Source organism: Mesorhizobium sp. WSM3864 (genome assembly GCF_002294955.1).
Taxonomy (GTDB): Bacteria; Pseudomonadota; Alphaproteobacteria; order Rhizobiales; family Rhizobiaceae; genus Mesorhizobium.
Genome location: NZ_NSGD01000004.1, coordinates 88,341 through 114,118 on the forward strand (window position 1 = coordinate 88,341; position 25,778 = coordinate 114,118).

The following is a 25,778-nucleotide window of genomic DNA, read 5'->3' on the forward strand; positions in this document are numbered from 1 at the left end:
CGCAGGCGAGCGCACCGACCCTCCCCATCGAGGGGAGGGTAGTGGCTCTCAATGCCTGAAGTGCCGCACGCCGGTGAACACCATGGCGATGCCGTGCTCGTCGGCGGCGGCGATCACGTCCTCGTCGCGCATCGAGCCGCCGGGCTGGATCACGGCCGTGGCGCCGGCCTCGATGGCCGACAGCAGGCCGTCGGCGAAGGGGAAGAAGGCGTCGGAAGCGACGACCGAACCCCTGGTCAGCGGCTCGGCCAGGCCAGCCGCCTCGGCAGCGTCGAGCGCCTTGCGGGCGGCGATGCGCGAGGAATCGACGCGGCTCATCTGGCCGGCGCCGATGCCGACGGTCGAGCCGTCCTTGACGTAGACGATGGCATTCGACTTGACGTGCTTGGCGACGCGGAAGGCAAATTTAAGGTCGGCCATCTCGGCCGGAGTCGGCGCGCGTTTCGTCACCACCTTGAGCTCGAGGTCGTCGACCACCGCATCGTCGCGGCTTTGCACCAGCAGCCCGCCGGCGACCGATTTGGCAACCGTGCCGGCGGCGCGCGGGTCGGGCAGGCCGCCGGTGACCAGAAGGCGCAAGTTCTTCTTCGCCGCTATGATCGCCGCGGCCTCGTCGGTGGCATCGGGCGCGATGATGACCTCGGTGAAGGTCTTCACGATCTCTTCCGCTGCCTCTGCGTCGAGCATGCGGTTCATGGCGACGATGCCGCCAAAGGCCGAGACCGGATCGCAGGCCAGCGCCTTTGCGTAAGCCGCCTTCAGCGTCGCGCCCTCGGCCACACCACACGGGTTGGCGTGCTTGATGATGGCTATCGCCGCTGACCGGGTCGGATCGAATTCACCGACCAGTTCGAAGGCGGCGTCGGTATCGTTGATGTTGTTGTAGGAAAGCTGCTTGCCCTGCAGCTGCCTGGCGGTCGCGACGCCCGGGCGCTTGTCGCCGGAGAGATAGAAGCCGGCGCCCTGATGCGGGTTCTCGCCATAGCGCATCACCTGGTCGAGACGGCCGCCGAAGGCGCGCCAGGTCGGATGCTCGATTTCGAGCGTGTCGGCAAACCAGCCGGAGATCGCCGCATCGTAGGTCGCGGTGCGGGCAAAGGCCTTCGCCGCCAGCTTCTTGCGGAAATCGAGCGACAGCGAGCCGAGATTCATCTCGAGCGCGTTGAGCACCGATGCATAGTCGGCAGGGTCGGTGACGATGGCGACATAGGCGTGGTTCTTGGCCGAGGCGCGGATCATCGCCGGGCCGCCGATGTCGATGTTTTCCACGATCGAGGCGTAGCCGGCGCCGGAGCGGCGGACCTCCTCGAACGGGTAGAGGTTGGACACGACGAGGTCGATCGGCTGGATGTGGTGGTCGTGCATCGCTTTCGCGTGCTCGGGGTCGTCGCGCACGCCGAGCAGGGCGCCATGCACCGAGGGATGCAAGGTCTTGACGCGACCGTCCATGATCTCGGGAAAGCCGGTCAGCTCCGAAACATCGCGTACGGCCAGGCCGGCCCCGGCGATCTCCTTCGCGGTGCCGCCGGTGGAGACCAGCTCGACGCCGGCGGCGGCAAGGGCTTTGGCAAAGTCGATCAAACCGGTCTTGTCGAAAACGGAAAGCAGCGCGCGGCGAATCGGAACGAGGTCGGGCGCCGGAATGTTCTTGGCGGGGACGGCCATGGCTGGCGGCCTTTCAAGGCTGGTTGGGAACGTTCGCGGGCCGTAGCATATGAGGCTCGGAAATCAAGCGCGCAACTCGGGTTCCTTGGCCGCGAATCAGTTGTTCTCGGGATAGCCGGCGACGGCGGCGCGCGTCAGCTGCCAGTGCACCTCGGCGATCTCCGAGGCCTTGAAGGCAAGCAAGATCTGCCGGCTGCGGCGCGGTCCGCCGAGCCCGGCGAAATAGATCGATTCCTCGATTTCCGGCGCCACTTCGGCACAAGTGAACACCCAGGTGTCGCCCTGGGAGGCCGCCAGGGTCAGGCGGCCCTGCTCGTCGTGCAGCAGGCCGATGTCGGGATGGATATGGAAGCGCACGGTGACGAAGTCGCGGCCATTGTTGCGGATCGCCGCACCTCCGGGGCGAAGGAAGCGGTCGCGGCCGGTCAGCACATTGCCGTTCTCCGCCAGCTTCAGCTCCCGCTCGTGCAGCAAGCCGAAGCGCGCGGCATAGCCGTCGTGGCGCGCGACAAAGCCCTGCACACCCTTCTGGTCGATGCGCTTGCAGGGCACGTGCTGGGGGCCGCCGATCAGCGGCGAGCCGAGCAGGTCGCTGACCCGCAACGAGTGACTGAAGCGCGCCGAGGACGTGTCGTTGACGGTGGCTGTCGAATGCGCGGCGGTGGCGCGGGCGAGCGGCCGGAATTCGGCGGCGCCATAGGTGTCGATGCCTGCGTTGACGATGAAATGCTGGCGCCCGGAGGAAAGCTCGAAGGCGAGGCAGCCGGCATGCGCCGCGTTGGAGATGTCGACAGGCGGCGGCAGGCCGGTGTCGGCAATCACCGTGACGCCGCCCATCGACAGGCGCTCATAGCCGGAATGGGGCGCGTGCAGCAGCGGCGCGCCGACCGTGTCGTCATGACGCAGGATGGTGGCGATGCGATCGTGGATGGTGGCGCCCATGCCGTTGAAGCGGGCAAGGCTGCCGTCCTGGTGGCGGAAGAAGCGCAGCGCCGGCAGCATGCGGTCGATGGCGTTGATCAGCGCCGGCGGCGGCGCCTCGGCCTGGTTGGCATAGGTCTGGCGCAACGGCAGAAGGTCGGCCAGCAATTCCAGCACCGTCATCGGGTTGCGCGAGATGTGACCGCCGTCCGGCAGGATCTGGTGGTCGAGCTCCTCGGCCAGGTTGCGCGTGGCGGCGCGCAGCGCCGAGGCCGGCGCGGGTAGCGACAGGGTGGAGAAGGCGAGCGCGATGCGAGCGCGCAGCCTGTCCTTGCCGTCCGGCATCTCGCGCGCCATCGATCTGAGATAGCGGATCTGCATGGCGAGCGATTTGAGGAAGGCGCGGTAGAACGGGAATTCAGCGCCTTGCAGCACGACCGAGGAATGCTGGAGCCAGGCAATCACCCGCTTGGCTGTCGTGCCAGGCTCCCAGGCGACGCCCGATATCTGGTTGCCGTGCATGACGATCCAGTCCGAGACCAGGGCGCGAGCGTTGGCGGCGGCGAGCTCGGTGCCTGCGGCGCGCATATGGCGCAGCCAGCGGAAGCCGTGCAGCGACTTTTGCCAGCCGCGGTTGGGCACATTGATCTGGAAAGGCGATTTGCCGCCGGTCTCGACCATGTGGCCGGACAGCGGATAGCGGCCATAGTAGATTTCGAGCGCGATCTGCGGGTCGGCGAGCCTCAGATCCGGCGGCGCGATGAGGACGCGCTCGGGCGTGCGGCCGGAATAACGCCAGCGATAGATAGGACCGGCACGAAGGCGCCGGCGCGTTTTGCGCCAGAACTCCCTCGCGACAAGCGTCCAAAGACGCGTCGTGCTGCCGGCAGCAAGTGCCAAAACCCCTCCTGATAGTCGTCAGCCCCTAAGCACAAGCTTATATGATTCAAGAACTTATGCGAAGGCGGATTTCGCCGAAGTGAACCCCTTCACGCGGCCATGGCCTGGGCGTCGCTAAAAAAGTCGGCAAGATTTATGCAATAACGTCCCAAATCGTCCTTCTCATGCGGGCGGCAAAGAAGCCGTCGAGCCCCGAAACCCCCGGTGAATTCAGCACCAAATCGGCGGGGGTGGTGCGCAGCGTGCCATCGGGCGTGAGGAAGGGATCGAGGCCGGCGAATTCACCCGCTTGGATCGGATCGGCGATCACGCCGCGAGTTCCGGCAAGGAAGACGCGATAGAGCTCATCGCCCTCGATCGGGTCGAGCGAGCAATTGGAAAAGACGAGCCGTCCGCCCGGTTTGACGAGAGTGACGGCGTGAGCGAGCAGGCGCCGCTGCAGCGTGGCGAGCTTCTCGACATCGGCCATGGTTTTGGTCCACGGCACGTCGGGATGCCGGCGCACGGTGCCGGTCGAGGAGCAGGGCGCGTCGAGCAGCACGGCGTCGAACGGCTCCGCCGGCCGGTAGTCGAGCAGGTCGGTGTGCGCCAGTTCGGCCGAAAGGCCGAGGCGTTTTAGGTTCTCACCCAGCCTGGCCAGCCGGTTCTTTGAACTGTCGACGGCGGTGACGTTCGCGCCGGCGAGGATCAGCTGGGCCGTCTTGCCGCCGGGCGCGGCGCAAAGATCGGCGATGCGTTGTCCCTCGATGGCGCCGAAAAGGCGCGCGGGCAGGGCTGCCGCCGCATCCTGCACCCACCAGGCGCCCTCGGCGAAGCCGGGCAGATCGGTGACGCCGGTCTGCAGCTTCTCGACGCGCACCGTGCCGGTCGGCAGCACAATGCCGCCCAGCTTCTCCGCCCAGAGCGAAGGGTCGGTTTTAACGGTGAAATCGACCGGAGCCTCATGGCGATGTGCGGCAAGAATGGCCTCCGCCCTGGCGGCGCCATAGGCTGTGGCCAGTCGGTCTGCGAACCACTGGGGCGCCTCGGTCGTCGCGGCGAGCGTCGGCGCCAGCTCGGCGCCCTTGGCACGCGCCAGCGAGCGCAGCACGCCGTTGACGAGACCGGAGAAACGCAGCGTGCGTGGGTCGGACTTGGCGTGGGTGACGGCGAGGTCGACGGCGGCGCTGTCGGGGATGTCGAGAAACAGGATCTGCGCGGCGGCCACGTGCAGGATGTGCGAGAGCACGGTGGCGTTTGCCGGCAACGGCCTTTCCAGACGCCTTGCAAGCAGTCCGGCAATGGTCATGCGGTGGCGCAGCGCCGTGACCAGAATGGCGCGCACCAATGCGCGGTCGCGTTGGTCGAGCGCCTTGTATTGCGGGTGGCCGTGCTCGTTGTCGGTCAGGCCGTCGAGCGGGGTATGGGCATCGATGACGGCGGCAAGCAGGCGGGCGGCCGCCTTGCGCGCCGCGAGGCCGGCGACCGTTTCGCTCGCACTTGCGTCACCTCTGCCTTGGGTTTGCGGTCGGCGCTTCGCTCCGCTCACGACCACGGACCTTTGGATCCTGCGCCGCGGGGGCCGGTCGGGTTGCGACCCCAGGGATTGGGCTTCGGCCGCTCCGGCTCGGCCGGCTGGCTCCATGGCCCTGCCTGCGGCTCGTCCGGCTGGCCTGGCGCAGGGGCTTCGCGCCGCGCGGCTTGGGCGGCACCGCTCATCTCGCGCGCCATCTGCTGCAGGGCGGCGATGCGGTTCTCTGTGCTCGGGTGGGTCGAGAACAGATTGTCCATGCGCTCACCGTGCAACGGATTGATGATGAACAGATGTGCCATCGCCGGATTGCGCTCGGCATCCGGATTGGGAATGCGCTCGGCGCCGCGCGCGATCTTGTCGAGCGCCGAGGCGAGCCACAACGGATTTCCGCAAATTTCGGCGCCGCGCCGGTCGGCCTCGTATTCGCGGGTGCGGCTCACCGCCATTTGCACGATCATGGCGGCAAAGGGCGCAACGAGCATGGCGACAAGCACGCCGACGAAGCCCAGCGGATTGTTGTTTTCGCGGCTGCCGCCGAAGAAGAAGGCGAAATTGCCGAGCATCGAGATCGCGCCGGCAAGCGTGGCGACAATCGTCATGGTGAGCGTGTCGCGATGCTGCACATGGGCGAGTTCATGCGCCATCACCGCCGCTACCTCTTCGTGGCTGAGCCGCTCCAGCAGGCCGGTCGATGCGGCCACAGCGGCGTTTTCGGGATTGCGGCCAGTGGCGAAGGCGTTCGGCTGCGGACTGTCGATCAGATAGGTCTTCGGCATCGGCAGGCCCGCCTGCTTGGCCAGCGCCTCAACGATCGCATAATATTCGGGAGCGTTCCTCTCGTCGACCTCGACGGCGCGGTTCATCGACAGCACCATCTTGTCGGCATTCCAGTAGCTGAACAGGTTCATGCCGGCGGCCAACAGCAAGGCGATCACCATGCCGCCGGTGCCGCCGATCAGAAAGCCGACGCCCATGAACAGCGCGGTCATCGCGGCAAGGAGCATGGCGGTGCGAAGCGTATTCATGGTCTCTTCCGTCTGGCGTGGTGGCGAATAGGGGTCGATCCTGCCATTGTCATAGCTATATCATGGGAAAGGCCGGTCCCCGTTTCAATCGGCAGGAAGCATCGCATGACCGAACAACCCAACAAAACCGAAGCCGCCGAAGGCGACAAGCCGCAAAGGACGCTGACGCTTGAGGCGCAGCGCGCATTGGCGGAAGCCGAAGCCCGGCGGAAGGCATACCGCGAGGCGGAAGCCCGCCTGCCGAAAGAGCTCGGCGGCCGCGGCGGCAAGGAACCCGGGCGCTACGGCGACTGGGAGGTGAAGGGCCTGGCCACCGATTTCTAATGACACTCGATGCGCGTCGCGCTGAAGCGGATTCAGGCGACGCGCTTTAAGTGCTTGTTTGTGCTGCCGTCTTCGCAAAACCGCTGCACACCGCGACATACGTCAGGCCGCGTCGCGCTGCGGCTCGATAATCATCCAGCCATTGTCGTCCGTGGCGACGCCGAGGGCATCGTAGGTGGCGATGCTGGCGTGCTGCGTCACGACCGGATGGACATGCGTGGCGCTGATCACCATCACCGAGGCGCCGGAGGCTTCGCCCGCGGCGATGCCGGCCGGGGCATCCTCGAAGACGAGGCAATCGCGCGCCTCGACGCCGAGACGCTTTGCCGCCAAAAGAAAACAGTCGGGCGCCGGCTTGCCGCGGGTGACGTCCTCGGCCGAGACCATGATGGCCGGCACCGGAATGCCGGCCGCCGCCATACGCAGCAGCGCGAGTTCCCGCGGCGCCGAGGTGACGACCGCCCAGCGCTCCGGCGGCAGCGACTTGAGAAACGCCACGGCACCCGGAATCGGAACGATGCCCTCGAGGTCGGCCGCCTCGGCCTCGAGCAGCGCATCGGCTTCCACGACGGGATCGACGCCGGGAAGCTTCAGCGCGGCGATGGTCTCGATCGCGCGCTTGCCGTGGATAGTCGGCAGGAAGCTCGCGACGTCGAGGCCGTGACCGCGAGCCCACTTGGTCCACACGCGTTCCGCCGCGGCGATCGAATTGAGGACCGTGCCGTCCATGTCGAAAAGGAAAGCGGCGAACTTTCTGCCTGGGAACATCGGATATCTGGGGGAATCGTTTTCGGGGAGCGCGAAACGCACCGCTATCCTAACCTCCGAAGCGGAGCCTGCAAAGGCGCATGCCGGCATTTCGACTCGCCGCCGGAACAACGCTCCTCATTGCGGCGTTCTCCAACCAGTCTTGCAAGACCACCAACAAGGGCAAGACCACCAACAAGGGCAAGACCACCAACAAGGGGAAGTGATGCTGATCAGGCTCGGCTACGAAATCGCCATCGAATGCGATGCCGCGACGCCGATCATCGCGCTTCTCGACATCCACCCGGATCGCCATGCCGACATCAAGCGGCAGACACGCTTTCTCACCTCGCCTTCGGTGCCGACGACCACCTATCGCGACAGCCATGGCAATATCTGCCGCCGCTTCACGGCGCCGGCCGGCGGTTTTCGCATCCTCTTTGATGGGGTGATCGAGGACAGCGGCGAGGCCGACGAGATCAACACGCTGGCGCGCGAAATGCCGGTGGCGGAGCTGCCGGACGAGGTGCTCGTCTACCTGCTCGGCAGCCGCTATTGCGAAACCGATCACCTCAGCAACCTCGCCTGGGAGCTGTTCGGCCACCTGCCGCCCGGCTGGGCGCGCGCGCAGGCGATCGTCGACTATGTCCATAGCCGGCTTTCGTTCGGCTACGGCTATGCCCGCGCCACCCGCACGGCGGCGCAGGCGCATGAGGAGCGCGTCGGCGTTTGCCGCGACTTCGCGCATCTCGCGATCGCGCTCTGCCGCGCGATAAACATTCCAGCGCGCTATGTGAACGGCTATCTCGGCGATATCGGCGTGCCGGCCGATCCGGCGCCGATGGATTTCTCAGCTTGGATGGAAGTGTTCCTCGACGGGAAATGGTACGCGTTCGATCCGCGCCACAATCGTCCAAGGATCGGCCGCGTCGTGATCGCGCGCGGCCGCGACGCCACCGACGTGCCGCTGCTGCACAGCTTCGGCCCGCATCGGCTTACCCTGTTCAAGGTGTGGACCTATGAGCAGGAAGGCAACCTGTTCAGGCCACCGCATCACGGCATCGACAGGACCGCGAGCGCCCAGATGCTCGCCTAAGCCAGGCGGCTGTTTCACTGCGGCGCCAGCACCAGCGCTGACCCGCTTTGGCACAGGGCGCGCTGTGCCGAAGCGGGAAGGGCCGCAATCGCTCCGCCACTCATGGTAAGCGCTTTATTAACGGCATTTCCCTAATTGCGTTTCCATTTACCCGCCATTCACCTTCCTGTCTGCCGTGTTCCAGCAAAAACAATGAGTTAACTGTCGCTCCGCGCCTTCGAACAGAAGGGTGGCCGTGTCTGGCCGAAATCCTGCAGCGCTTCCGTTGAGCGGCACCGAAGCCGCAGCAGGCGGGGGTGAGGATGCGGCAGTTGAAAGGTCTCGCTCGTGGGGTGGACGGCTTTGCGCGGGATCGCGGAGGCAATTTCGCGGTTCTGTTTGGGGCTGCCGCATCGGTGCTGGCGCTGGGGGTGGGATTCGCAGTCAATATCGCGCAGGTCTACAATGCGAGATCGAGTCTGCAGAGCGTCGTCGATGCCGCTGTGACTTCGACGGCACGCGATCTCACCCTAGGCATCATCAAGGAAGCCGATGCCAACGCATCGGTACAGGCATTTCTCGACGCCAACAGCGCGGCCGGCATCTTGCAGGCCGACCAGATCGTGCTCGACAAGCTCACCATCGACAGGACATCGAAGACCGTGCAGGTGAATGCGCATGCCGATGTCGGCCTCTATTTTCCGCTGTTCAGCGTTGGCGATATGCAGCGTGTCGCCGCCTCGACCACCGCGCTCTATTCGGACAAGAAGATCGAGGTGGCGCTGATGCTCGACATCACCGGTTCCATGGCGGCCAACAAGCGCGCCAAGACCAATAAGATCGGCGACCTGCAGGCGGCCGCGTCGCAGACGGTCAAGGATCTCCTGGGACAGAACCGGGATCCCAGCGAGCCCCGGGTCCGGGTGGCGATCGTCCCCTATGCCGAGGCCGTCAACACTGGCGGCCTCGCCGACACCGTCTTCGTCGAGACGTCGACCGGACCGAAGCTGCCGCAGCCGATCGATGCTCCGCTTGCCGTTTCCGTGACGACCGCGCCTGACAAATGCGCCACCGAGCGCAAGGACAAGGACGGCTATGCCGATTATTCGTCCGACGGCCCGTATACGCTGCGGCAGGACAAAAATGGCAGGACCTATGAGGCCAAGGTCAACCGCGACTACCGCATGAAAGTGTGTCCATCCGCGGCGCTGGTTCCGCTGACGGCCGATCAGAACAAGCTGCTCACGGCCATCGGTCATTTCCAAGCTGCGGGCGTGACGGCAGGTGGGATTGCCGCGCAATGGGGCTACTACATGCTTTCGCCGTCCTGGCGTTCGGCCATCGCCGATGCCCGCCTGGGCGCCGGTCCGGCGAATTTCGATCCGAAGAAAGTGGCAAAGATCGCCATCCTGATGACGGATGGCCAGTTCAACACCGCCTTTGCCCGCGGGCGCGGCACGTCCGCGTCCGACGACGAGGGCCGGAGGTCGCGCGCCAATGCCGAAGCCATTTGCGAGAATATGAAGCAAGACGGCATAGAGGTTTTCACCATCGGCTTCGATCTCAACGATCCGTCGATGACGACGACCGAGAGGGATCAAGCGAGATCCGTATTGAAGGACTGTGCGACCGACGACACGTCGTCGCTGAAGCATTTTTACGAGGCCGCCACAGGCGCCGAACTGTCAGATGCCTTCGATCAGATCACCCGCAATATCGAGAAGCTCACCATCAATCGCTGACCCACAGGGCAGGCCGCGAGAAAAGGAAAAGGCCGCCGCTTCTTGACGAAGCAGGCGGCCTTCCGTGTTTCCGTCCATGACGCGGCTCCTGGCGGCGACCCCTTCGGGTCACCTGCCGCGCGTCTCGCGCCTTAACGGGAAGACTGCTTCCCGGAAGTGCAATCCGCTGAGCTCACGTTATGGAAAACGAAATCACTCGACATCGGATCACCTCCTTTCGGTTTGTTGAACACAGCCGAATGATGGGGTGCGTCGCGGCAAAACACAAGATGAGGCAACGGAATGGCCGTGCATCGGGCGAGGATCATCCTCGCGCGATGCTTTTGCGCAACAGATCGGGATTGCGGTCGACAGGCCGGTGGACGACAGTGGCGCTCGAGGGCGGTGTTTCGCCTATCGGGAGGTGGGAATGGACGCCGCCGACAGAGCCGCGCGGATCGTACGCAGGGTCGTCGAGACCTTGAAGCCGGGTTTTGCGGTCAGGCTTTGGACCGGCGAGCGGATCGGGCCCGCCGGCGGTCCGGTGCTTGCCATCAACGATCAGGACATCGTCTGGCAACTGGTGCGGCGTCCTGCCTTCTCGACGCTTGTCGAGATGTGGATTTCCAAGACCGTCGACATCGAAGAGGGCACGCTGTTCGACTTCTACGCCGTGCCCTCGCAGGGCAGGCTCAAGACGAAGCTCAGATCATTGCCCAAGCTGGAGATCCTGCGCGACCTGCCGGTGGTGCTGTTCTCGCGAAAACAGATGACGGCGCGCAGCGACCTCTCCGGCCGCAACCCCTATGTCAGCGGGTCGAACAAGGAAGCGATCCAGCATCACTACGACATCTCGAATGCCTTCTACCGGCTCTTCCTTGACGAGCGCATGGTCTATAGCTGTGGGTATTTCAAGGATTTCGCCAACGGCATCGACCAGGCGCAAGTCGACAAGCTCGACCATATCTGCCGCAAGCTCAGGCTGAAGCCCGGCGAAAGGCTGCTCGATATCGGCTGCGGCTGGGGCGCGATGCTGATCCATGCAGCGAAGCATTACGGCGTCGTCGGCCATGGCGTCTCGTTGTCGCGGGCCCAGACGCAGCTTGCCCGCGAGCGCATCCGCGCCGAGGGTCTCGAGGACCGCATCACCATCGAGATCAAATCCTACGCCGAGCTCTCCGGCGCGTTCGACAAGATATCGTCCGTCGGCATGTTCGAGCATCTGGGTATCGCCAATCACGACGCCTACTTTTCGGCCGTCCATCGTCTGCTCAAGCCCGGCGGAATCTATCTGCACCACGCCATCACCAGGCGCAGCAAGGGCGACATCCGCAAGACGTTGCGCAAGGGCCCGGAATACAAGGCGCTGATCAAATACATCTTCCCAGGCGGAGAGCTCGACACGATCGGCATGACGCTCGGCAATCTCGAGGCGCGTGGCTTCCTCGTCCATGATGTCGAGAACCTTCGCGAGCATTATCAGCGCACCTGCCGGCTGTGGGCCGAGCGTCTCCATGCGCGCTTCGACGAGGCGATCGCCGAGGTCGGCGAGGCGAAAGCTCGGCTATGGCTGCTCTATCTCACCGGCTGCTCGATCGCCTTCGAACGCGCCTCGGCGCAGATTTTCCAGACGGTCGCCACCAAGCGCGCGCGCGGACCAAGCGGCCTGCCGCCGACGCGTGAGGATTTGTACCGGTAGGGACAGGCAGGTCAGGCGAACCGCACTTCCGCGCCGATCTCGACGCGTGCCGGCCGGTCGACGGTGCAATAAACGCCGATATTGTGGGCGTTGTAGCGGACCAGGTTGCGCAGGATGCCGGGGTCGTTGTCGAAGCCGTCCTGGGCGATGATGGTGAAGCCGCAGCGGCGGCAGGGCTCGGAGATCGTGAGCAGCAGATCGCCGATCGCGAGCTTGCGGCCGAGCCATTCCGTCTCCGGGAAGGAGCCTTCCACCGGCTCCATGTCGACGACGATGTTGGGGCGGAAGCGGCGCGAATCTGGCACGCCTTGCGGATGCAGCGCCTTCAGTCGCGCCAGCGAGGCGGTGGTGAGCAGATGGATCGGCGTCCTGCTGTATCGCTCGGCCGTCAGCGGGCCGGCATAGCCCGGCGCGTGCTCGCGGAAGTAAGGCCGGATCGAGGCGTCGAAGCCAAGAAATCCGGAAAGAACCCGGTCGCTTTCCGGGTCGGGCGCCGGCAGCCAGTCGCCGCCGGGCAAGGCCACTTCGAGCCGGCGGTCTTCGGTCAGCCGGGTGCGGATCAGCGGCACCTTGTGCCATTTCGGTCCGCGGTCCGGCCTGGCGATCTCGCCATCCGACGCATCGACCAGGCCGAACAGCCGGTCGCCGTCGACAGTCGACGTGCCGACGGAGATGGCGTCCAGCCGCTCGCCGGCGAGCGAGCTCGCCGGATAGCGCCAGAGCTGGCTGATGGTGCCGAGTGCGGCCTGCGCGTTCATCAGGCCCTTTTATTCTGTCGGTTGGCAACGAGATCGTCGACCACGGCCGGATCGGCGAGCGTCGAGGTGTCGCCGAGCGCGCCGTAATCGTCCTCGGCGATCTTGCGCAGGATGCGCCGCATGATCTTGCCCGAACGGGTCTTGGGCAGGCCCGGCGCGAACTGGATCTTGTCGGGCGTTGCGATGGCGCCGATCTCCTTGCGAACATGGGCGACAAGCTCCTTGCGCAGATCCTCGCTCGATGTCGTGCCGGACATCAGCGTGACGTAGCAGTAGATTCCCTGACCCTTGATGTCGTGCGGATAGCCGACGACGGCGGCTTCCGAGACCTTGTCGTGGCTGACCAGCGCCGATTCAACTTCCGCCGTGCCCATGCGGTGGCCTGAAACGTTGATGACGTCGTCGACGCGGCCGGTGATCCAGTAGTAGCCGTCGGCGTCACGGCGGCAGCCGTCGCCGGTGAAGTATTTGCCCTTGTAGGTCGAGAAATAGGTCTGCACGAAACGGTCGTGATCGCCATAGACGGTGCGCATCTGGCCGGGCCAGGAATCGGTGATGCAGAGATTGCCGTCGGCCGCGCCTTCCAGCACCTTGCCTTCGCCATCGACCAGCTGCGGCTTGACGCCGAAGAAGGGCCGTGTCGCCGAGCCGGCCTTAAGGTCGGTGGCGCCCGGCAGCGGCGTGATCAGGATGCCGCCGGTCTCGGTCTGCCACCATGTGTCGACGATCGGCACCTTGGCGTTGCCGACGACGTCGAAATACCACTCCCAGGCTTCCGGATTGATCGGCTCGCCGACCGTGCCCAGCACGCGCAGCGACTTGCGCGAGGTCTTCTTCACATGGGAATCGCCGGCGCCCATCAGGGCGCGCAGCGCCGTCGGCGCGGTGTAGAAGATGTTGACCTGGTGTTTGTCGACGACTTCCCAGAAGCGCGACTGCGACGGGTAGTTCGGCACGCCCTCGAACATCAGCGTCGTGGCGCCGTTGGCCAAAGGGCCATAGACGATGTAGCTGTGGCCGGTGACCCAGCCGACATCGGCGGTGCACCAGTAGATGTCGCCGTCATGGTAATCGAAGACATACTGGTGCGTCATCGAAACATAGACGAGATAGCCGGCGGTGGTGTGCAGCACGCCTTTCGGCTTGCCGGTCGAGCCCGAGGTATAGAGGATAAACAACGGGTCCTCCGCCTTCATCTTCTCGGGTTTGCAGTCGGCTTTAACGGTCGCGGCCTCGTCATGGTACCAGACGTCGCGGCCCGGCACCCAGCCGGTCTTGCCGCCGGTGCGTCGCACCACCACCACTTTTTCCACCTTGGTGCCGGCCTTGGCGGCGATGTCGATGGCCTTGTCGGTGTTGTCCTTCAGCGCAATCGGCTTGCCGCCGCGCAGGCCCTCGTCGGCGGTGATGACGATGGTCGACTTGCAGTCGTCGATGCGGCCGGCCAGCGCATCGGGCGAGAAGCCGCCGAAGACGACCGAATGGATGGCGCCGATACGCGTGCAGGCAAGCATCGCGTAAGCCGTTTCCGGGATCATCGGCATGTAGATGGTGACGCGGTCGCCCTTCTTGACGCCGTGCTTCTTCAGCACATTGGCGAAGCGGCAGACATGCGCATAGAGCTCGTTGTAGGTGATCTTCCTGTCATCGTAAGGGTTGTCGCCTTCCCAGATGATGGCGGTCTGGTTGCCGCGCTTCTTCAGATGCCGGTCGATGCAGTTGTAGGAGACGTTGGTCTGGCCGTCCTCGAACCATTTGATCGAGACCTTGCCGTCGAAGGAAATGTTCTTGACCTTGGTGAAGGGCTTGAACCAGTCGATGCGCTTGCCGTGCTTGCCCCAAAACTTGTCCGGGTTCTTCACGCTGTCGGCATACCATTTGAGATAGGTGTCGTTGTCGATCAGCGCGTTTTTCTTCCACGCCGGCTGGACGCGGTGGACATGGACATCGGACATTTTCTAGCTTTCCTCCGAAACCGTTCCGCCGGCTTGATGTGCCGACGGCATCACGGCGAAGCAGCCGTGAATTCGCGGCATTATTAACAGTTCCGCCGTGACGGCAATATTAGACGTTGGATTCGCGCGGCGGGATGACGCAGGGGCAAGTGCAAACGCCTGTCAGCACTCTCGCCTTAGGGCTGCTAACCGTCTGTTTTTCCGATGGAAAACTTGGGTCTGATGTGCGAAAATCAATAGACGGTTAAGCAACGAGGCGCAGAGTTTCGCGTTGGGAGGAAAGAGAATCAACTGAGGACGGCAATGCGCCATCATCTCGAAATGGACTTGATGCTCAGCGGCTATGGGCTGACCACGGCCAAGATCCTTTATCACTTCCCAGACCATCCCCATCTGCTGCAAAGCTATATCTGGCAGGATTACGACATCGCGCCGGAGTTTCCGGTGCTGATCCGCTTCATCGAATTCTGGAAGACCAAGCTCGACGGCCCGCTGCATTCGGTGACCTATACGCACCAGAAGCTGATCGCGCCGAACGAGTGGCGGAAAGTGGACGGGGAGTTCGTGCTGCACTGAGCGGCGCAGAGGTTCTCTGGACGTCGAACGTTTGGCGGAAACGCCCATTACTCGTTATCCCCGGGCGGAGCAAGGAGCTGCAGCTAATCGCAAACGTTCACGCTTGCCCTGATAGGGACGGCCGTAATGACGTGGCCCCGAGCATTGTGTTCCGCCAAGCTGAATGACGACGGGGGAATAGGAACGGCCCGCTTCATTTCAAGCGCCGGCGAAAGCGTTATCATTGTCGGGGGGTAACAAGATCGTTACGGAGGTGTCGAGGCGCTTAGCGACTGCCGAAGATCGCCGAGCCCAGCCTGACGCCGGTTGCGCCAAAGGCGATCCCGGTCTCGTAATCGCCGGACATGCCCATCGAGAGCTTCGCGACGCCGGCCTCGCGGGCGATCTTTTCCAAAAGCGCGAAATGCGGGCCCGGATTCTCGTCCGCCGGCGGAATGCACATCAGGCCCTCAATGGCGAGGCCGTGCACGTCGCGGCAGCGTTTGACGAAGGCGACCGCGTCGCGCGGCTCGATGCCGGCCTTCTGCGGCTCGGAGCCGGTGTTGACCTGGACATAGAGTTTCGGCGCCAGGCCTTGCCTGGCGGTCTCCTTGGCAAGCTCGGCGGCGATCTTCTCGCGATCGACGGTCTCGATGACATCGAAAAGCGCCACCGCTTCCTTCGTCTTGTTGGATTGCAGCGGCCCGATCAGGTGCAGCTCGATGTCGGGAAACGCCGCTTTCAGCGCCGGCCATTTACCTTGAGCTTCCTGCACGCGGTTCTCGCCGAAAACACGCTGGCCCGCCTCGATGACCGGGCGGATATCTTCGGCCGCGAAGGTCTTCGAGACCGCGACGAGCATGACGGCGCCGGGCTCACGCTTTGCCTCGCGTTCGGCGCTTGCGATCTTCGCCTTGACCGCGCGAAGCTGTTCGACGGGGCTCGTCATGTCCATATCCTGCCCATAGTTTTAGCATCAACGCCGGATCGCCACAGTTGACGGGTCTGGCAATCCATGGTGAACACCGCGACGACATTGTCTCGGCTGCCGGCTTGCCCAGCGCCGCGCACCCGCTTTTAAGTGAAAAACATCCGATGGCAACCGAACGATACAATCCGCGCACGTCAGAGCCCAAATGGCAGAAGGCCTGGGCCGAAAAGAAGCTGTTCGAGGCCAGGAACGAGGACCCGAAGCCGAAATACTACGTGCTCGAGATGTTCCCTTATCCCTCGGGGAAGATCCATATCGGCCACACCCGCAACTATACGATGGGCGACGTCGTCGCGCGCTACAAGCGGGCCAGGGGCTTCAACGTGCTGCACCCGATGGGTTGGGACGCCTTCGGCATGCCGGCCGAGAACGCAGCGATGCAGAACAAGGTCCATCCCAAGGACTGGACCTACGAAAACATCGCCGTCATGCGCGAGCAGCTCAAGATGATGGGCCTGTCGCTCGACTGGGCGCGCGAATTCGCGACCTGCGACGTCGACTACTACCACCGCCAGCAGATGCTGTTCCTCGACTTCGTCGAGAAGGGGCTGGTGACGCGCAAATCCTCCAAGGTCAATTGGGACCCGGCAGACATGACGGTGCTCGCCAACGAGCAGGTCATCGACGGCCGCGGCTGGCGCTCGGGCGCGCTGGTCGAGCAGCGCGAGTTGACGCAGTGGTTCTTCAAGATCACCGATTTCGCGCAGGACCTCTTGGAGTCGCTCAACCTGCTGGAGGAATGGCCTGAAAAGGTCAAGCTGATGCAGCATAACTGGATCGGCCGCTCGGAAGGGCTGCTGATCCGCTGGCCGCTGGCGGCTGCAAGCTCTGCCAAGATCGGCGGCGACATGCACGAGCTGGAAGTCTACACAACCAGGCCGGACACCATCTTCGGCGCCTCCTTCATGGCGGTCGCGGCGGATCACCCGCTGGCCAAACAAGCCGCCGAGAACAATCCGGCGCTGGCCAAGTTCATCGACGAGGTCCGCCATATGGGCACCTCGGTGGCGGCGCTTGAGACGGCCGAAAAGAAGGGTTTCGATACCGGCATCCGCGTCGTCCATCCTTTCGACGACAGCTGGACGCTGCCTGTCTATGTCGCGAATTTCGTGCTGATGGAGTATGGCACGGGCGCCATCTTCGGCTGCCCGTCGGGCGATCAGCGCGACCTCGACTTCGCCAACAAATACGGCCTGCCCGTAGTCCCGGTAGTGATGCCGGAAGACGGCGACGCCAAGACCTTCCAGATCATCGAGGAGGCCTATGTCGACGACGGCGTGATGATCAATTCGCGCTTCCTCGACGGCATGAAGCCGCAGCGCGCGTTCGACGAGGTGGCGAAGCTGCTCGAACAGAGGACGATCGGCGGCCGGCCGATGGCAGAGCGCAAGGTGAATTTCCGCCTGCGCGATTGGGGCATCTCGCGCCAGCGCTACTGGGGCTGCCCGATCCCGATGATCCACTGCGAGGCCTGCGGCGTGGTGCCGGTGCCGAAGGCCGATCTGCCGGTGAAACTGCCTGACGACATCGAGTTCGACCGTCCGGGCAATCCGCTCGATCGGCATCCGACATGGCGTCACGTGAAATGCCCGCAATGCGGGCGCGACGCGCGGCGCGAGACCGACACGATGGATACGTTCGTCGATTCGTCGTGGTATTTCGCGCGCTTCACCGCCCCCTGGGCAAACGAGCCGACCGAGCCGAAGGCGGCGGACGAGTGGCTGGCGGTGGACCAGTATATCGGCGGCATCGAGCACGCGATCCTGCATCTGCTCTATTCGCGCTTCTTCACGCGTGCCATGCGCGAGACCGGCCATTTGAACCTCGCCGAGCCGTTCAAGGGCCTGTTCACGCAAGGCATGGTGGTGCACGAGACCTACCGCGTCGGCGGTCCGTCGACAAATGGGCGCTGGCTGTCGCCGAGCGAGGTCAGGATCGAGGATGCCGGCAGCAAGCGCCGCGCCATCGAGATCGCGACCGGCGAGGAAGCGACGATCGGCGCGCTCGAGAAGATGTCGAAATCGAAGAAGAACACGGTGAGTCCGGAGGAGATCACCGACGGCTACGGGGCCGATACCGCGCGCTGGTTCATGCTGTCGGACTCGCCGCCGGAGCGCGACGTCGAATGGACCGACGAAGGTGCCGCCGGCGCGCATCGCTTCGTGCAGCGCGTCTGGCGCCTGGTGCAGATCGCGGCCGAACAGCTTGCCGACGTGAAGCCGGCCGCGGCGAGCGAAGGCGAGGCAGGTGCCGTTTCCAAGGCCGCGCACAAGATCCTGAAGGCGATCGGCGAGGACATCGAGAAGCTCGGCTTCAACCGGGCTATCGCCCGCATCTACGAGCTTGCCAATGCGCTGGCCGTGCCGCTCAACGACGTCGCCGAAGGCAAGGCTGACGCGGCGCTGAAGGGCGCCTGCCGCGAGGCCGTCGAGATCCTGGTGCATGTGATCGCGCCGGTGATGCCGCATCTGGCCGAGGAATGCTGGGAGGCGTTGGGCGGCACCGAGATGGTCGCCGAACGGCCGTGGCCTGCCTACGATCCGGCCCTGGTCGTCGACAACGAGATCATGCTGCCGGTGCAGGTCAACGGCAAGAAGCGCGGGGATTTGACAATTGCCCGCGACGCGGATCAAGGTGCCGTCGAAAAAGCGGTGCTGGCTCTCGACTTCGTGCAGAAAGCGCTCGATGGTAAAGCCCCGCGCAAGGTGATCATCGTCCCGCAGAGGATCGTCAATGTCGTTGCCTGATCCGGAAAAGTCACAGGCGGCGCGTCTTCTGCGCCGCGCTGCTCTCAGCGGCCTGGTCGCCTCGCTGGCACTGGTATCCGCCTGCACGGTGCGGCCGCTCTATTCCAGCGCGCCGCTCACCGCCGGCTCGCAGGTCGGGGCCGCCGCCGAGTTGGCCTCGATCTCGATCAAGCCGGTCAGCACCCGCCCTGCACAGCAGGTGCGCAACAACCTGATCTTCGCTTTCGGCCAGGGCTCGGGCGAGCCGGCATCGCCTGCCTATACGCTCGACCTCGGCGTCACCGAGCTTGTCGAGTCGGCGGCCATCGTTCAGGTGCAAACCGAAGAGGACGAGCCGACGGCGGGCACCGTGACCCTCACCGCCAATTATGTGCTCAGAGACGCCGCGACCGGCACTGTGGTCGCGCTCGGCAAGCGCTCGATTCCTTCCTCCTTCGACCGGCCGCGCCAGGAGTTTGCGGCCTACCGGGCGCAGATCGACGCCGAGAACCGCGCCGCCCGCGAGCTCGCCGATCTGCTCAGGCTGGCGATCGCCCAGGACCTGGCCAAGAATGGCAAGAAGGCCTGAGCTGGTCTCTGAGCGCCGCCGCGCTATTCCCCTATTCGATGCAACAAAAAGGCCAGGTTATCCCGGCCTTTTTGTTGTCTGATCTCGGGCCTCAGCCAATCTTCTGGCCGGTCTTGGCCCAGTCGGCGAGGAAGGCGGCGAGGCCCTTGTCGGTGAGCGGATGGTTGACCAGCGCCTTCAACGTCGCCGGCGGCGCGGTCACGATATCGGCGCCGATCAAAGCCGCCTGCTTGACGTGGTTCACCGTACGCACGGAAGCGGTCAGGATCTCGGTCTTGAAATCGTAATTGTCGTAGATGGTGCGGATTTCCGAGATCAGCTCCATGCCGTCCGAGCCGGTGTCGTCGATGCGGCCGACGAAGGGCGAGATGAAGGAGGCGCCGGCCTTGGCGGCAAGCAGCGCCTGGTTGGCCGAGAAGCAGAGCGTGACGTTGACCATGCGGTTCATCTCGGTGCGGATCGTCTTGCAGGCCTTCAGACCATCCAGCGTCAGCGGCACCTTGATGGCCACGTTCGGCGCGATCTTGGCCAGCACCTCGGCCTCGGCCATCATGTCCTTGTACTCGGTCGCCACGACCTCGGCCGAGACCGGGCCTTCGACAATGTCGCAGATCTGCCTGGTGACCTCGGCGATCTTGCCGCCCGATTTCAGGATCAGCGACGGGTTGGTGGTGACGCCATCGAGCAGCCCCAGATCGTGCAGCTCCTTAATTTCCTTGATGTCAGCGGTATCGACAAAAAACTTCATGGCTGTCTCCTTGGGGATTGCCTGACGCCGGCCAGGCAGATGCGGGGGTCCCCTTTGATCTAGAGCAAAGTCGGGGCAAGGTCACGCCCGATGATCGAAGATTCGCCCTTTGTCGCGGCCGCGCCGGTGCTGGTGCCGATGCCGGCCGAACGGCCCTACACTTATGCCGTGCCGCCAGGCATGCGCGTGGTGCCGGGCTCGATCGTGCGCGTGCCGCTAGGGCCGCGGCAGGTCGCCGGCATCGTCTGGGACGCCGTCGTCGAATCCGTCGATCCGAAAAAGCTGCGGCCGATCGAGGAGGTCTTCGACTGCCCGCCGATCGACAAGGCCATGCGCCGTTTCGTCGACTGGATCGCCCAATACACGCTGTCGGCGCCCGGCATGGTGGCGCGGATGTTGTTGAGGGCGCCGGAAGCTTTCGACCCGGAGCCGTGGATCGAAGGCCTGCAGCGCACGCTTGCCGAGCCCGACCGATTGACCGACGCGCGACGCCGCGTTTTGGAAACGGCCGAAGGCGGGCTTGCCTGGACGCGCTCCGGTCTCGCCCATGCGGCGGGTGTCTCCTCGACCGTCATCGATGGCTTGAGGGCACAAGGCGTGTTCGAGACGGTGATGATCCCGCCAAGGCCGGTGGTCGCCGCACCCGATCCCGGCCATGCCGTGCCGGAATTGATGCCGGACCAGAAGGCGGCGGCCGAGAAGCTGCGCGCGGCGATCGCCGCCGGCGCCTTCAACGTCACCCTGCTCGACGGCGTCACCGGATCGGGCAAGACGGAAGTCTATTTCGAGGCGGTGGCGGCGGCGCTCGACAAGGGCAAGCAGGTGCTGATCCTACTGCCGGAGATCGCGCTGACGCACGCTTTCCTCGAGCGCTTCCAGGACCGCTTCGGAGCCAAACCGGCGGAGTGGCATTCGGACCTGCCGCCCCGGATGCGCGAACGCGTCTGGCGGCAGGTGGCGGAGGGTGGCGTGCGCGTCGTCGCCGGGGCGCGCTCGGCGCTGTTCTTGCCGTTCAAGGAGCTAGGCCTGATCGTCGTCGACGAGGAGCATGACCCGGCCTACAAACAGGAAGACCGCGTCTTCTATAATGCGCGCGACATGGCGGTGGTGCGCGGCCATATCGGCGCTTTCCCGGTCGTGCTCGCCTCGGCGACGCCGTCGGTCGAGAGCCGCGTCAACGCCAGCCAGGGCCGCTACCAGCGCGCGGTGCTGTCGGCGCGTTTTGCCGAGGCGGCGCTCCCCGACCTGAAATCGATCGACATGCGGCGCGCGCCACCGGCGCGCGGCGGTTTCCTGTCGCCTCTCCTTCTGGAGCAGATGGAGCGCACGCTGGAGAGACAAGAGCAGTCGCTGCTCTTTCTCAACCGGCGCGGCTATGCGCCGCTGACGCTCTGCCGCGTCTGCGGCCATCGCTTCGGCTGCCCGGTCTGCTCGGCCTGGCTGGTCGAGCATCGCTTTCGCGGCCAGCTCGTCTGCCATCATTGCGGCCACAATGAGCGGCGGCCGGAAGCCTGCCCGGAATGCGGCACGCTCGATCATCTGGTCGCCTGCGGGCCGGGCGTCGAGCGCATCGCCGAGGAAGTGGTGGCGCATTTCCCGGAAGCCCGCACGATCGTATTGTCGTCCGATCTCTTGGGCGGCGTGCGCCGGCTGCGGCTCGAGCTCGAGGCCGTCGCCAATGGCGAGGCCGATATCGTCATCGGCACGCAGCTCGTCGCCAAGGGTCACAACTTCCCCGGCATGACGCTGGTCGGCGTGGTCGACGCCGATCTCGGCCTCGCCAATGGCGATCCGCGCGCCGCCGAGCGCACCTTCCAGCTGCTCAGCCAGGTGACCGGGCGCGCGGGCCGCACCGGCAAGAAGAGCCTCGGCCTGCTGCAGACCTACCAGCCCGACCATCCGGTGATGCGGGCGATCGTCTCCGGCGATTCGGAAGCCTTTTACGAGCGCGAAATCGCGGAGCGGGAGCGCGCCGCGCTGCCACCGTTCGGCCGGCTCGCCGGCATCATCGTCAGTGCCGCGACACGCGCCGAGGCCGAAACCCATGCGCGGGGCTTGCGGCGCGCGGCACCTACAGCCTCCGATCTCTTCGTGCTCGGACCGGCCGAGGCGCCGCTGTCGCTGATCGGCGGCCGCCACCGCTTCCGCTTGCTTGTCCAGGGCGGGCGGCGCGCGGACATGCAAGGGTTTATTCGAGCCATGCTGGCGGAGGGGCCGAAGCTGCGCGGCTCCGTCAGGGTGCAGGTCGACATCGACCCGCAGAGCTTCCTATAAGCGAGAAAGACTGCCCCAACGGAGTGCTCGCTTTATGAAAACCCTCGGCCTTATCGGCGGCATGAGCTGGGAATCGACGGCGATCTACTACCGACTGCTCAACGAGATCGTGCGCGAGCGGCTGTGCGGGCTGCATTCGGCGAAGCTGCTCCTGTGGTCGTTCGACTTCGCCGAGATCGCCGAACGCCAGCATGCCGGCGACTGGGACGGCGCCGGCGTCCTTCTGGTGAAAGCCGCGCGAAAGCTGGAGGCCGGCGGCGCCGAGGGCCTGGTGATCTGCACCAACACCATGCACAAACTCGCCGACACGGTGCAGGCGGCCATCTCGATTCCGCTCATCCATATCGCCGACGCAACTGGACACGCTGTTGTCGCCGCAGGCGTGAAGCGGCCGGCGCTGCTAGCGACACGCTTCACCATGGAGCAGGATTTCTACAAAGGACGGCTCGCCGACAAATACGGCCTGCAGCCGGTCGTGCCCCGCCAGGCCGGCCGCGACATGGTGCACCGGATTATCTATGATGAGCTCTGCCAGGGTATCGTCAAAGCCGACTCGAAGTCCGCTTATGTCGAGGAAGTCGGCCGTCTGCGGCGCGACGAAAAGATCGACGGCCTCATCATGGGCTGCACCGAGATCACCATGCTGATCGGCCAGGGCGATTTCGACATGCCGGTGTTCGACACCACGCGCATCCATGCCGAGGCAGCGATCGAGTTCGCATTGTCCTGATCGGGCGCTCTTCTGACGCTTCTTCTCTTGCGTCTTTTCAAATGTGCCGGCCGCCATCTGGCGCGCGGATTTTCCTCGGCTAGAATGCCGGCAATTTCAGAACAAGACTTTCCGAGGGGGATCAGATGGAGTTCGCGTTTCCGTCGCCGGCGAGCCAGGGCGAGTGGCTGGCATGGTCGAGCGCCGTCGTGACGCTGCTCATCGGCCTCGTCCTATTCCTGGCGCCGAACCTCGCCTTCCGCATCCTGCGCCTGCAAGCGAAGCCGGAGAAAGCGGCGGCGATCGCCGAAGGGCGCGGCCGCATGTCGGGCTTCTACCTCGGCGTCAGCCTGTGCTGCATCCTGCTCGCGCAGCCGCTGCTCTATATGGCGCTCGGCTTCTCATGGCTGTTCACCGCTTTCGGCCGGCTTTTGTCGATGATGTCGGACGGCGCCAACACACCTTTCAACTGGGCTTCCATCGTGGTTGAATTGGCCCTGGCGGCGCTGCCGCTTGCCTTCGCCTTCGGCTTCGTGCCGTGAATTCGTGACTAATCCGCCGCTCAGGCTCGGCCTTCGCCGCCTGATGCGACAAAAGTGCCTGAAAACCATGCCGGACGATGCATTGCGGTCTCAAAAGGCCTGTGCTAGACGGCAATCGACTTTCGGCCGGGGATAGCGGAAGCCATCCCTCCGTGCTTGGAAAAATCGCAGTAAGGTCAAAGATTTAGCCAGAGTTTTCGCTCGCGCCAACAATCTGCGGCCTGTCAGACAAGAGAAAAGACGGTCCGTGGCCCAATCGTCATCGCCAATCTCAGCTGTCGCAGAGCGCTATGCAAGCTCGCTGTTCGAGCTCGCGCTGCAGGAAAATTCGGTCGCCCAGGTCGAGGCCGACCTCAACGATTTCGAGGCGATGCTCAACGGCAGCGCCGACCTTGCCCGGCTCATCAACAGTCCGGTGTTCTCCAGCGACGATCAGGCCAAGGCGATCGGCGCGATCGTCTCTAGAGCCAACATCACCGGCCTCGTCGGCAATTTCCTGCGCGTCGTCGCCCGCAACCGCCGCCTGTTCGCCGTGCCCGGCATGATCAAGGCGTTCCGCCAGATTGCCGCCGACCACCGCGGCGAGGCGTCCGCCGAAGTCACCTCCGCGCATGCGCTGACGGATGCGCAGCAGGCCGAACTCAAGGCGACGCTGACCGGCATCGCCGGCAAGGACGTGGCCATCGCCATGACCGTCGACCCGTCGCTGCTCGGCGGCTTGATCGTCAAGATGGGCTCGCGCCAGATCGATACGTCGCTCAAAACCAAACTCAATTCGCTCAAGCTTGCACTGAAAGAGGTCGGCTGATGGACATCCGCGCCGCGGAAATTTCCGCAATTCTGAAAGACCAGATCAAGAATTTCGGCAAGGAGGCCGAGGTCTCCGAAGTCGGTCAGGTTCTGTCCGTCGGTGACGGCATTGCCCGCGTCTACGGGCTCGACAACGTCCAGGCCGGCGAGATGGTCGAATTCCCGGGCGGCATCCGCGGCATGGCGCTGAACCTCGAAGCCGACAATGTCGGCGTCGTCATCTTCGGCAACGACCGTGACATCAAGGAAGGCGACACCGTCAAGCGCACCGGCGCCATCGTCGATGTTCCGGTCGGTCCCGGCCTGCTCGGCCGCGTGGTCGACGCGCTCGGCAATCCGATCGACGGCAAGGGCCCGATCCAGGCGACCGAACGCCGCCGCGTCGACGTCAAGGCGCCCGGCATCATTCCGCGCAAGTCGGTGCATGAGCCGATGTCGACCGGCCTCAAGGCCATCGACGCGCTGATCCCGGTCGGCCGCGGTCAGCGCGAGCTGGTCATCGGCGACCGTCAGACCGGTAAGACCGCCATCATCCTCGACACGATGCTGAACCAGAAGTCGGTGCACGACAACGGCCCGGAGAAGGAGAAGCTCTACTGCGTCTACGTCGCCGTCGGCCAGAAGCGCTCGACCGTCGCGCAGTTCGTCAAGGTGCTCGAGGAGCGCGGCGCGCTCGACTACTCCATCATCATCGCCGCCACCGCGTCGGATCCGGCGCCGATGCAGTTCCTGGCGCCGTTCGCCGGCTGCACCATGGGCGAATATTTCCGCGACAACGGCATGCATGCCCTCATCAGCTATGACGACCTGTCGAAGCAGGCCGTCGCCTACCGCCAGATGTCGCTGCTGCTGCGCCGCCCGCCGGGTCGCGAAGCCTATCCGGGCGACGTGTTCTATCTGCATTCGCGCCTGCTGGAGCGCGCCGCGAAGCTCAATGACGATAATGGCAACGGCTCGCTGACCGCGCTGCCGATCATCGAGACGCAGGCCAACGACGTGTCGGCCTACATCCCGACCAACGTGATCTCGATCACCGACGGCCAGATCTTCCTCGAGACCAACCTCTTCTTCCAGGGCATCCGCCCGGCGGTGAACGTCGGTCTGTCGGTGTCGCGCGTCGGCTCCTCGGCGCAGGTCAAGGCGATGAAGCAGGTCGCCGGCTCGATCAAGGGCGAGCTCGCGCAGTACCGCGAAATGGCGGCCTTCGCGCAGTTCGGCTCCGACCTCGACGCCGCCACCCAGCGTCTGCTCAATCGCGGTTCGCGCCTGACGGAGCTCCTGAAGCAGCCGCAGTTCTCGCCGCTCAAGACCGAAGAGCAGGTCGCGGTGATCTTCGCCGGCGTCAATGGCTATCTCGACAAGCTGGCGCTGAACCAGGTCGGCAAGTTCGAGCATGGCCTGCTCAGCCACATGCGCTCGGCCGGCAAGGACGTGCTCGACGGCATCCGCAAGGAGAAGGCGCTGTCGGACGACCTGCGCGGCAAGCTCAAGGCCGAGATCGACGCCTTCGCCAAGACCTTCGCTTAACGAG

The 25,778-nt window shown here is 64.7% G+C and carries 22 protein-coding genes; 13 read left to right on the top strand and 9 right to left on the bottom strand.

From position 1 onward, the window contains the following. Nucleotides 1–48: 48 nt before the first annotated feature. The 4 genes from purH to htpX all read right to left on the bottom strand — a co-directional run bounded on the left by purH (nt 49) and on the right by htpX (nt 6,024). Nucleotides 49–1,665: a bifunctional phosphoribosylaminoimidazolecarboxamide formyltransferase/IMP cyclohydrolase gene (gene purH / locus CK215_RS10725; protein WP_095778035.1), complete on the bottom strand. Its 1,617-nt coding sequence runs from the start codon at nt 1,663–1,665 to the stop codon at nt 49–51. A gap of 96 nt (nt 1,666–1,761) precedes the next feature. Then, nucleotides 1,762–3,486, bottom strand: coding sequence for a heparinase II/III family protein (locus tag CK215_RS10730; RefSeq protein WP_095830925.1), 1,725 nt, complete (start codon nt 3,484–3,486; stop codon nt 1,762–1,764). Nucleotides 3,487–3,619: 133 nt separating this feature from the next. Further along, entirely contained in the window at nt 3,620–5,020 is a 1,401-nt protein-coding gene (locus CK215_RS10735; RefSeq protein ID WP_245418660.1) for an RsmB/NOP family class I SAM-dependent RNA methyltransferase, read from the bottom strand. Beyond that, the gene (gene htpX, locus CK215_RS10740) at nt 5,011–6,024 is read right to left on the bottom strand and encodes a zinc metalloprotease HtpX (RefSeq protein ID WP_095830927.1); all 1,014 of its coding nucleotides are present in this window, start codon (nt 6,022–6,024) and stop codon (nt 5,011–5,013) included. Before htpX ends, CK215_RS10735 begins: the two co-directional genes overlap by 10 nt. Before the next feature lie 105 nt (nt 6,025–6,129). On the opposite strand from htpX, the gene CK215_RS10745 reads away from it, so the two are divergent. Next, the gene (locus CK215_RS10745; protein ID WP_067001484.1) at nt 6,130–6,348 is read left to right on the top strand and encodes a DUF1674 domain-containing protein; all 219 of its coding nucleotides are present in this window, start codon (nt 6,130–6,132) and stop codon (nt 6,346–6,348) included. 102 nt (nt 6,349–6,450) lie between these two features. Here the strand turns inward: CK215_RS10745 and CK215_RS10750 are convergent, their stop codons facing one another. Then, nucleotides 6,451–7,116 carry an HAD-IA family hydrolase gene (locus CK215_RS10750; protein WP_095830928.1) on the bottom strand — a complete coding sequence of 222 codons (666 nt, stop codon included), beginning with the start codon at nt 7,114–7,116 and terminating at the stop codon, nt 6,451–6,453. An 80-nt stretch (nt 7,117–7,196) separates the two neighbouring features. On the opposite strand from CK215_RS10750, the gene CK215_RS32255 reads away from it, so the two are divergent. The 4 genes from CK215_RS32255 (at nt 7,197) to CK215_RS10765 (ending at nt 11,590) form a co-directional block, all read left to right on the top strand. Then, the gene (locus CK215_RS32255; RefSeq protein ID WP_278057108.1) at nt 7,197–7,322 is read left to right on the top strand and encodes a hypothetical protein; all 126 of its coding nucleotides are present in this window, start codon (nt 7,197–7,199) and stop codon (nt 7,320–7,322) included. Next, a complete protein-coding gene (locus CK215_RS10755) occupies nt 7,322–8,191 on the top strand; it encodes a transglutaminase family protein (RefSeq protein ID WP_095782635.1) in 870 nt (289 codons plus the stop codon). Before CK215_RS32255 ends, CK215_RS10755 begins: the two co-directional genes overlap by 1 nt. Nucleotides 8,192–8,493: 302 nt before the next feature. Continuing rightward, the gene (locus CK215_RS10760) at nt 8,494–9,912 is read left to right on the top strand and encodes a pilus assembly protein (RefSeq protein ID WP_095830929.1); all 1,419 of its coding nucleotides are present in this window, start codon (nt 8,494–8,496) and stop codon (nt 9,910–9,912) included. Between the two features lie 409 nt (nt 9,913–10,321). Continuing rightward, the gene (locus CK215_RS10765) at nt 10,322–11,590 is read left to right on the top strand and encodes a cyclopropane-fatty-acyl-phospholipid synthase family protein (protein WP_095830930.1); all 1,269 of its coding nucleotides are present in this window, start codon (nt 10,322–10,324) and stop codon (nt 11,588–11,590) included. 11 nt (nt 11,591–11,601) lie between these two features. Here CK215_RS10765 and CK215_RS10770 read toward each other — a convergent pair whose 3' ends face one another. Both CK215_RS10770 and acs read right to left on the bottom strand, forming a co-directional pair. After that, nucleotides 11,602–12,348, bottom strand: coding sequence for an MOSC N-terminal beta barrel domain-containing protein (locus CK215_RS10770; RefSeq protein WP_095830931.1), 747 nt, complete (start codon nt 12,346–12,348; stop codon nt 11,602–11,604). Next, entirely contained in the window at nt 12,348–14,303 is a 1,956-nt protein-coding gene (acs, locus tag CK215_RS10775; protein ID WP_095830932.1) for an acetate--CoA ligase, read from the bottom strand. Before acs ends, CK215_RS10770 begins: the two co-directional genes overlap by 1 nt. A 303-nt stretch (nt 14,304–14,606) precedes the next feature. Here acs and CK215_RS10780 point away from each other — a divergent pair, with 303 nt between their 5' ends. Beyond that, nucleotides 14,607–14,879, top strand: coding sequence for an aspartate-semialdehyde dehydrogenase (locus CK215_RS10780; protein WP_067001506.1), 273 nt, complete (start codon nt 14,607–14,609; stop codon nt 14,877–14,879). Nucleotides 14,880–15,144: 265 nt separating this feature from the next. Here the strand turns inward: CK215_RS10780 and CK215_RS10785 are convergent, their stop codons facing one another. Continuing rightward, nucleotides 15,145–15,807: a YggS family pyridoxal phosphate-dependent enzyme gene (locus tag CK215_RS10785; RefSeq protein WP_067002175.1), complete on the bottom strand. Its 663-nt coding sequence runs from the start codon at nt 15,805–15,807 to the stop codon at nt 15,145–15,147. Nucleotides 15,808–15,953: 146 nt separating this feature from the next. On the opposite strand from CK215_RS10785, the gene leuS reads away from it, so the two are divergent. After that, entirely contained in the window at nt 15,954–18,596 is a 2,643-nt protein-coding gene (leuS, locus tag CK215_RS10790; protein WP_095830933.1) for a leucine--tRNA ligase, read from the top strand. Beyond that, nucleotides 18,583–19,164 (top strand): LPS assembly lipoprotein LptE, encoded by a 582-nt coding sequence (gene lptE / locus CK215_RS10795; protein ID WP_067001511.1) that lies wholly within the window; start codon nt 18,583–18,585, stop codon nt 19,162–19,164. Before leuS ends, lptE begins: the two co-directional genes overlap by 14 nt. Nucleotides 19,165–19,255: 91 nt before the next feature. On the opposite strand, the gene fsa is transcribed toward lptE, so the two are convergent. Continuing rightward, entirely contained in the window at nt 19,256–19,912 is a 657-nt protein-coding gene (gene fsa, locus CK215_RS10800) for a fructose-6-phosphate aldolase (RefSeq protein WP_095782630.1), read from the bottom strand. Between the two features lie 90 nt (nt 19,913–20,002). Here fsa and CK215_RS10805 point away from each other — a divergent pair, with 90 nt between their 5' ends. The 5 genes from CK215_RS10805 to atpA all read left to right on the top strand — a co-directional run bounded on the left by CK215_RS10805 (nt 20,003) and on the right by atpA (nt 25,774). Then, on the top strand, nt 20,003–22,186 hold the full coding sequence (locus CK215_RS10805) for a primosomal protein N' (protein WP_095830934.1): 2,184 nt from the start codon (nt 20,003–20,005) through the stop codon (nt 22,184–22,186). 34 nt (nt 22,187–22,220) lie between these two features. Beyond that, a complete protein-coding gene (locus CK215_RS10810) occupies nt 22,221–22,916 on the top strand; it encodes an aspartate/glutamate racemase family protein (RefSeq protein WP_095830935.1) in 696 nt (231 codons plus the stop codon). Nucleotides 22,917–23,041: 125 nt separating this feature from the next. Beyond that, complete coding sequence (locus tag CK215_RS10815) at nt 23,042–23,437, top strand: DUF4345 family protein (protein ID WP_095830936.1); 396 nt, start codon at nt 23,042–23,044, stop codon at nt 23,435–23,437. Nucleotides 23,438–23,684: 247 nt separating this feature from the next. Beyond that, a complete protein-coding gene (locus CK215_RS10820; protein WP_095830937.1) occupies nt 23,685–24,245 on the top strand; it encodes a F0F1 ATP synthase subunit delta in 561 nt (186 codons plus the stop codon). Further along, nucleotides 24,245–25,774 (top strand): F0F1 ATP synthase subunit alpha, encoded by a 1,530-nt coding sequence (gene atpA, locus CK215_RS10825; RefSeq protein WP_067001528.1) that lies wholly within the window; start codon nt 24,245–24,247, stop codon nt 25,772–25,774. The genes CK215_RS10820 and atpA overlap by 1 nt, the downstream gene beginning before the upstream one ends. Nucleotides 25,775–25,778: the final 4 nt, after the last annotated feature.

Coding starts and splice junctions, on each gene's coding strand:
- CK215_RS10770 (WP_095830931.1), bottom strand. CDS start 12,348: ATGAACGCGCAGGCCGCACTCGGCACCATCAGCCAGCTCTGGCGCTAT.
- leuS (WP_095830933.1), top strand. CDS start 15,954: ATGGCAACCGAACGATACAATCCGCGCACGTCAGAGCCCAAATGGCAG.
- htpX (WP_095830927.1), bottom strand. CDS start 6,024: ATGAATACGCTTCGCACCGCCATGCTCCTTGCCGCGATGACCGCGCTG.
- purH (WP_095778035.1), bottom strand. CDS start 1,665: ATGGCCGTCCCCGCCAAGAACATTCCGGCGCCCGACCTCGTTCCGATT.
- CK215_RS10755 (WP_095782635.1), top strand. CDS start 7,322: ATGCTGATCAGGCTCGGCTACGAAATCGCCATCGAATGCGATGCCGCG.
- CK215_RS10745 (WP_067001484.1), top strand. CDS start 6,130: ATGACCGAACAACCCAACAAAACCGAAGCCGCCGAAGGCGACAAGCCG.
- atpA (WP_067001528.1), top strand. CDS start 24,245: ATGGACATCCGCGCCGCGGAAATTTCCGCAATTCTGAAAGACCAGATC.
- lptE (WP_067001511.1), top strand. CDS start 18,583: ATGTCGTTGCCTGATCCGGAAAAGTCACAGGCGGCGCGTCTTCTGCGC.
- CK215_RS10760 (WP_095830929.1), top strand. CDS start 8,494: ATGCGGCAGTTGAAAGGTCTCGCTCGTGGGGTGGACGGCTTTGCGCGG.
- CK215_RS10815 (WP_095830936.1), top strand. CDS start 23,042: ATGGAGTTCGCGTTTCCGTCGCCGGCGAGCCAGGGCGAGTGGCTGGCA.
- CK215_RS10750 (WP_095830928.1), bottom strand. CDS start 7,116: ATGTTCCCAGGCAGAAAGTTCGCCGCTTTCCTTTTCGACATGGACGGC.
- CK215_RS10765 (WP_095830930.1), top strand. CDS start 10,322: ATGGACGCCGCCGACAGAGCCGCGCGGATCGTACGCAGGGTCGTCGAG.
- CK215_RS10810 (WP_095830935.1), top strand. CDS start 22,221: ATGAAAACCCTCGGCCTTATCGGCGGCATGAGCTGGGAATCGACGGCG.
- acs (WP_095830932.1), bottom strand. CDS start 14,303: ATGTCCGATGTCCATGTCCACCGCGTCCAGCCGGCGTGGAAGAAAAAC.
- fsa (WP_095782630.1), bottom strand. CDS start 19,912: ATGAAGTTTTTTGTCGATACCGCTGACATCAAGGAAATTAAGGAGCTG.
- CK215_RS32255 (WP_278057108.1), top strand. CDS start 7,197: ATGCCGGCATTTCGACTCGCCGCCGGAACAACGCTCCTCATTGCGGCG.
- CK215_RS10785 (WP_067002175.1), bottom strand. CDS start 15,807: ATGACGAGCCCCGTCGAACAGCTTCGCGCGGTCAAGGCGAAGATCGCA.
- CK215_RS10780 (WP_067001506.1), top strand. CDS start 14,607: ATGCGCCATCATCTCGAAATGGACTTGATGCTCAGCGGCTATGGGCTG.
- CK215_RS10805 (WP_095830934.1), top strand. CDS start 20,003: ATGATCGAAGATTCGCCCTTTGTCGCGGCCGCGCCGGTGCTGGTGCCG.